Consider the following 6,401-nt stretch of genomic DNA (forward strand, 5'->3'; position numbering starts at 1 on the left):
CCGTGATGCCGACCGTGCTGTCGACATAGCCTGCCGTATCAATGCCGGCACCGCCGACGAACTGATCGGCGCCGGCCCCGCCGTACAGGGTGTCGTTGCCCGAACCGCCGGTGATGATGTTGTCGCTGTCGTTGCCATAGCCCCTGAAGGCTTTATCGCCGATGTAGGTCAGGCGTTCGACGTTTGCCGCCAGGATGGTGCCGCTGGGATTGATTACCGAGACGCGCACTTCATCGTTGCCGCCATTGGCCTGTTCGATGATGGTCGGTGTGGCGCCATTGTTGATGTAATAAATATCGTTGCCGGCTCCGCCTTCAAAGCGGATCGGTGTGGCGCGTGCATCGAGGCCAGAGGTGAAGGTGTCATTGAACGCTGAGCCGATGACGCTCTCGATATTCGTTAATGTGGTCCCTTCGGCATCTCCGCCAGTGCCTACAATGCCTGCTCCGTTGCGAACGTCAACGTTCACCCCGGAAGCCGATTTGGAGTAATCGACCGTATCGACACCGATACCCCCATCGAAGTCGATACCATTGCCGTTACCGACGAACGTGTCGGCGAAGTTTGACCCACTGATGACTTCGATGCCGTTGTAAGTGTCGCCTGTGGCAATGCCGGTATGGATACCGGTCTTGAGGTTGACCGTGACGCCGACCTTGCTGTCGACATAGCCTGCCGTATCAATGCCGGCACCGCCGATGAACTGGTCAGCGCCGCCGCCGCCGTACAGGGTGTCGTTGCCCGAGCCGCCGGTGATGGTGTTGTCGCTGTCGTTGCCATAGCCCCTGAAGGCTTTATCGCCGATGTAGGTCAGGCGTTCGACGTTTGCCGCCAGGATGGTGCCGCTGGGGTTGATCACCGAGACACGGACTTCATCGTTGCCGCCATTGGCCTGCTCGATGATGGTCGGTGTGGCACCATTGTTGATGTAATAAATATCGTTACCAGCGCCACCTTCAAAGCGGATTGGCGTTGCTCGGGAGTCCGGGCCAGAGGTGAATGTGTCATTGAACGCTGAGCCGATGACGCTCTCGATATTGGTCAATGTGGTGCCTTCGGCATCCCCGCCCGTGCCCACGGCGCCAGTCCCGAGGCGGACCTCGACGTTGACTCCGGCCTTTGAGGCTGAGTAGTCGACCGTATCCACGCCGACGCCGCCATCGAAATCAATGCCGCTGCCATTGCCGATGAAGGTGTCGGCAAAGTTCGATCCACTGATCGCTTCAATACTGTTATAGGTGTCGCCTGCGGCAATGCCGGTGTGCACGCCGGTTTTCAGGTTGATCGTCACGCCGACCTTGCTGTCGATATAACCTGCTGTGTCATTGCCTGCGCCGCCGATGAACTGGTCAGCGCCGCCGCCGCCGAACAAAGTGTCGTTGCCCGAGCCACCGGTGATGATGTTGTCGCTGTCGTTGCCATAGCCCCTGAAGGCTTTATCGCCGATGTAGGTCAGGCGCTCGACGTTTGCCGCCAGGATGGTGCCGCTGGGATTGATTACCGAGACGCGCACTTCATCGTCGCCGCCGTTGGCCAGTTCGATGATGGTCGGTGTGGCACCGTTATTAATGTAGTAAATGTCGTTGCCGGCGCCACCTTCAAAGCGGATTGGCGTTGCTCGGGAATCCGGGCCAGAGGTGAAGGTGTCATTGAATGCCGTACCGATCACGCTCTCGATGCCGGTCAGAATATCCCCCTCTGAATCGCCACCTCGTCCTGCCAGCCCGGCCCCCGCGCGTACATCCACATTGATACCTGCGGCAGACGCCGAGTAGTCGACCGTGTCCACACCAGCGCCACCATCAATCTTGTCTGCTCCTGCACTGCCTGTAATCACATCATTGCCGGCCAGGGCTTTGATTTCATCATCCTCGTTGGTGCCCGTCAGCTTGTCTGCGCCGGCTGTTCCGTTGATAACTGCCATCTGCTACTTCCTTCCATTGATATCGAACGAAAACTCATAAAGCTCATAGAAGCGCTGTTCACTTCGAAGATCGAAATAATCTGCGTTCTCATCGTTTTCGGCGGATTCGAGCCAAACGTGAACAGAAGGTTGAGTTGAGCAGCGGGGATGTGACGCAGGTTGGCAGGGCTTAAAGCCGAGGGCCATGCTCTACCGAAAAAGCGCTGAGATGTGCTTGGACTGGTCTCTATAGTGGATACAATCAACAGCTTGATCGTGTGAGCCGAATCACTGAATACGAGCTCGCACCTGCATCAGGGTGGCAGGACGAGGAGGTGTGGGGCGGTGCGATATGAAATTAAGCGTGACCTTCAGCTCGCAGCAAGCATCTTCACTGTATCGTATGAGGCCGGCCAGGCTCGATGCTGGGGCATAATCGGGCCGTCGCAAGCCATCTTTTGAGTCACGTCTTTCGCGTATTGAAGGGCGTCGTTAACCGTTTACTACTGGGAAGCCACGATGATTGGCATAAAAAGCATAGCGAGTTACGTGCCCACCGAAGGCCTGGATAACTACGCTCAAGGTGCCAGGTTCGACAAGGATGAAGAGTTCATCCTGGGCAAGATCGGCTCGACCTTTCTGCCTCGCAAGGCTGATACGCAGGAAACCTCCGACCTGTGTGTGGAAGCCGTCAACAAACTACTGGCCAGCAATCCTCAGTTATCGCGTGAAAGCATCGATGTGCTGATCGTCGTCACTCAGAATGGCGATGAAGAAGGGCTGCCGCATACGGCCGCCATCGTTCAGGACAAGCTGGGCCTTACCACCGCCGTGGCCGCGTTCGACATCTCGCTGGGTTGTTCGGGCTATGTGTATGGCCTGTATGCAATCAAGGGCTTCATGGAGGCCACGGGGCTGAAGAATGGCATTCTGGTCACCGCCGACCCGTATTCCAAGATTGTCGACCCGGACGACCGCAACACCACCATGCTGTTTGGCGATGCCGCCACCGCGACCTGGATGGGCGAAGACGCCGCCTGGCTGCTGGGCAAGGCCAAATTCGGCACTGATGGCTCCGGTGCGCCGCACCTGAAAGTCAGCAATGGCGTGTTCTATATGAACGGCCGCCAGGTCTTCAACTTTGCCCTGCTCAAGGTGCCAGCGCATTTGCACGAGTTGCTCGACGAGTCGGGCCTGACGGCTGACGACATCGATGCCTTTTGCATTCACCAGGGCAGTGCAGCCATCGTCGATGCGGTGGCGCGGCGTTTTGAAGAGCAGCCTGAAAAGTTCGTCAAGGACATGGTCGAGACCGGTAATACCGTGTCGTCGAGCATTGCGTTGTTGGTCGAGAAGCACGTGCTTGGCTCATCGTGGCAGCGTGTAGCGCTCAGTGGTTTTGGCGTTGGCTTGTCGTGGGGTTCGGCGATCATCTATCGCGCTTGACCCGTATAAAATAAACCAGCCTGTTTAGTTACTGGCCGTCCAGTTAAACAGGCTTGGATCCGTTGCCCAAAAGTGCCCGACGCCTATTCTGGCTGGCATGGCTCCGTCTGCTGTAACTCCCGTTTTCATGCATGCCAACCTGCTGAGCCTGTGCTCAATTTGTTGGCATGCTTCATGAATACAGGCTCGGAGTGTCAAAAATACTTTGTTTCCTACCATGCTGATGACTTGCCTACAGGGATAGCCATGTACGCCCAACCGCTAGTGGATGAACTTACCGCGCACTGCATGCAGGCGATTCCAGGCGGTATTACCTCGATTATCGAAGTTGCCAGTCACAGTACCTTGCTGGCCAGTAAGGTCAAAAATGCGATGCCGCAGGTTAGGTACACCTGTGTGACGGCTGCCAGGTCCGTGCATGACCAGGCTAAAGGCCTTTGCGACCGTGTCGAGCTGTTGCAGGTTAACGATCTTGATCGCGCATTTTTCGCCGGGCATCGTGACCAGCAGTGTTGGGTGCTGGGCGAAGCCTTGAGTCAAGTGGCCGATCCCTGGGCATTTTTACGCAACGTCAAGGAAAACCTGCCCCGTGGTGGTTGCGTGGTTTTGTGCATGCCCAATGCACAGCATTGGTCGTTGCAGGTGAAACTGGCCGCTGGTGCTTTTGGCTATCAGGATGAGGGGCTGCTGCATAAATCCCACCTGCGCTGGTTTACCCGTGAAACATTGCTTCAGTTATTGGGGGAAGCAGGGTTTGAAATAGTGCAAGGGCAGCCGCACAGTTCTGCCAATCCTTTAAGTGAAATTTTCCTACCCCTGATCGGGCAGATTGCCAAGGCCGCCGAGCTCGACGTCGAAATGGCCATGGCGGATGCCACGCCAACCCATTACATCATTCGAATGGTGCCTAAGGATGAAAGCGGTGTTGCCAACGTGCCACGCCCCGTGCTCACTACCGAGCAGTTCATCATTGAAGACCGCGCTGTACCCAAGGACGATAAAACCTGGGCATTCCCGGTGTGCGCGTTCGATCAGTTGCTGACCGGAAACGACCGTGCCGTATTTGAGGCGGTTCGGTATCGCGGTGATATCCGCAAAGTCGTGCTGACTCGAAACAAGGCATTCGATTTAGAGGGTGAAAATGTTCTGGTCGTGCCTTTGGCCAGTCGTGAAGGGCAGGAGGCATTGATCGAGGCAGGCTATATCTTTGCCAAGCACTCTGCGGCTGTGAACGCGCCTTACCCTCTGGATGCGAATCTGCACCGGTTCATTAACCTCTGGCATGGCATTCCGCTCAAGTGCATTGGCATTGCCTCACTGGACAATGCCCCCAGAAGGGAAGGCTTGACGCGTGAGCATGCCAGGCATCACGCCGTCATTGCGTCATCGAAGATGGATCAGCTGGCAATGACCGTCGCTTTTCATCCGCTGCCCATGGACAAGATCTGGATCACCGGGCTGCCGCGCAACGATGTGGTGCTGTGTGAGGAGTCGTCGCTTCCCGAGGATTTTGCCGATCAGTTGCTGCGGTTGCGCGACGAGTTAGGCGGTCGTCGACTGGTGCTGTTTGCCCCTACATTTCGTAATGGCCAGGGCGCTGCCTATTACCGCTTCAATGAACAGCAACGCGACGCCATAGCCGCTTGTCTGGATCGGCATAACGCCGTGCTGGGTATTCGTGAGCATATGGCAGACAGTGCACAGAGTTACACAGCAGCGCTAATGGCCGGGCAGGGTCCTTTCATCAGCCTGGACCGACAAGCGTTCGCCGAAATCGAAGTCATTTATCGAGAGGCGCACGCACTGATTACCGATTACTCCAGCTGCTTCATCGATTTCATGCTGACGGGGCGGCCTCAAATCAGTTTCGCATACGACAAGGATCGATACGCCGGGCAAGAGCGGGGCATGTTCTACAATCTCGAAGATGTTTTTCCGGGTGTGGTGTGCCAGGAGTTCTCGGCCCTGCTTGAGACGCTGGACCGCGTGCTGGCTGGCGAAGTCACTGAGCACCCCCTTGTGTATGCGCACAAGCGGCGAATGTTCTTTGAATATCAGGATGACCAGAACACCCATCGCCTGGTGGAGCGTCTGTTGCTGGAGGCGCGCTCATGAAGACGGTGCTCACTTATGGCACCTTCGATGTCCTGCATGCCGGGCATGTGCGTTTGCTTGCACGAGCCAGGGCATTGGGGGATCGCTTGATCGTGGGCTTGTCCACCGATGACTTCAATGCGCTGAAGCACAAGAGTTCACTGCTGGATTTCAACAATCGGCGGGTGGTGCTTGAGGCGATGCGTTATGTGGACCTGGTCTTCCCGGAGGGAAGCTGGGATCAGAAGCTTGCCGATGTCCGTCATTACGGTGTGGATGTCTTTGTGATGGGTGACGACTGGCAGGGGAAGTTTGATTTCCTGAAATCGGAATGCGAGGTGGTTTATCTGCCTCGCACCGAAAACATCTCGTCGACGTTGATACGCGAAGAGCTTCAGGGCAGCAGCGTGCAAGGCCTGTAGGAGATCACCCGACGCCACGGCGCCGCGCTGTCGCGCAGCAAACATGGGATCGTAGGAGGGGCCGGTCGGCGTCCCGATCTGCCGGAATGCCGGACCATCGCGATCGGCTGCGTTAGCAGTCGTAAATGTTCAGCGTTTCGCAGATTCCTGTGAGCGCTTTGCGCTCAATCGCCAGCAGAGCTGCCTCCTACAAGTGGTGTTTTTAATTCAATAAAATCAATAACTTATTTTATGTTTGATGAGAGATCGCCCGTCGCCATGGCGCCGCGCTGTCGCGCAGCAAACATGGGGAGGTACGGTCAAGTCTGCTGTGAGTCCCGAATTGAAAAAGCCCCTGGCGGCTGACCCGAAGGGGCTGCCGCCAGGGGCTTTTTGATAGGATCTGTGCGCGCGGGACAGAGGCCGTAGTTCACACTGGTGTTACAGCACCCGCATGAGAGAGTGGCCCGCACGGTATCGGCGTAGAGTCCCTGTCGGCACGGCTAGCCGTGACCACGTATGAGAGAGTGAACCCTTTCGCCACCGTGTGCCCCGCG

At 56.8% G+C, this 6,401-nt stretch carries 4 protein-coding genes; 3 read left to right on the forward strand and 1 reads right to left on the reverse strand.

Annotated elements, in window-relative coordinates:
• Positions 1–1,924 (reverse strand): beta strand repeat-containing protein (locus ACYP2A_RS23275; protein WP_459748294.1); only part of this gene is annotated, 1,924 nt, incomplete at its 3' end.
• A 498-nt stretch (positions 1,925–2,422) separates the two neighbouring features.
• On the opposite strand from ACYP2A_RS23275, the gene ACYP2A_RS23280 reads away from it, so the two are divergent.
• From ACYP2A_RS23280 to tagD, 3 genes are all read left to right on the forward strand, one after another.
• Complete coding sequence (locus ACYP2A_RS23280; RefSeq protein WP_459748295.1) at positions 2,423–3,349, forward strand: ketoacyl-ACP synthase III; 927 nt, start codon at positions 2,423–2,425, stop codon at positions 3,347–3,349.
• A 174-nt stretch (positions 3,350–3,523) separates the two neighbouring features.
• Entirely contained in the window at positions 3,524–5,464 is a 1,941-nt protein-coding gene (locus tag ACYP2A_RS23285) for a CDP-glycerol glycerophosphotransferase family protein (RefSeq protein ID WP_459748296.1), read from the forward strand.
• Positions 5,461–5,865, forward strand: a complete 405-nt coding sequence (tagD, locus tag ACYP2A_RS23290) for a glycerol-3-phosphate cytidylyltransferase (protein ID WP_459748297.1) — start codon at positions 5,461–5,463, stop codon at positions 5,863–5,865. Before ACYP2A_RS23285 ends, tagD begins: the two co-directional genes overlap by 4 nt.
• The last annotated feature ends 536 nt before the right edge of the window (positions 5,866–6,401 follow it).

The sequence above is a fragment of the Pseudomonas sp. 3A(2025) genome (genome assembly GCF_054589175.1).

Excerpts from the sequence above, each read along its gene's own strand:
- ACYP2A_RS23285 (WP_459748296.1), top strand. The coding sequence starts at position 3,524 with ATGAATACAGGCTCGGAGTGTCAAAAATACTTTGTTTCCTACCATGCT.
- ACYP2A_RS23280 (WP_459748295.1), top strand. The coding sequence starts at position 2,423 with ATGATTGGCATAAAAAGCATAGCGAGTTACGTGCCCACCGAAGGCCTG.
- tagD (WP_459748297.1), top strand. The coding sequence starts at position 5,461 with ATGAAGACGGTGCTCACTTATGGCACCTTCGATGTCCTGCATGCCGGG.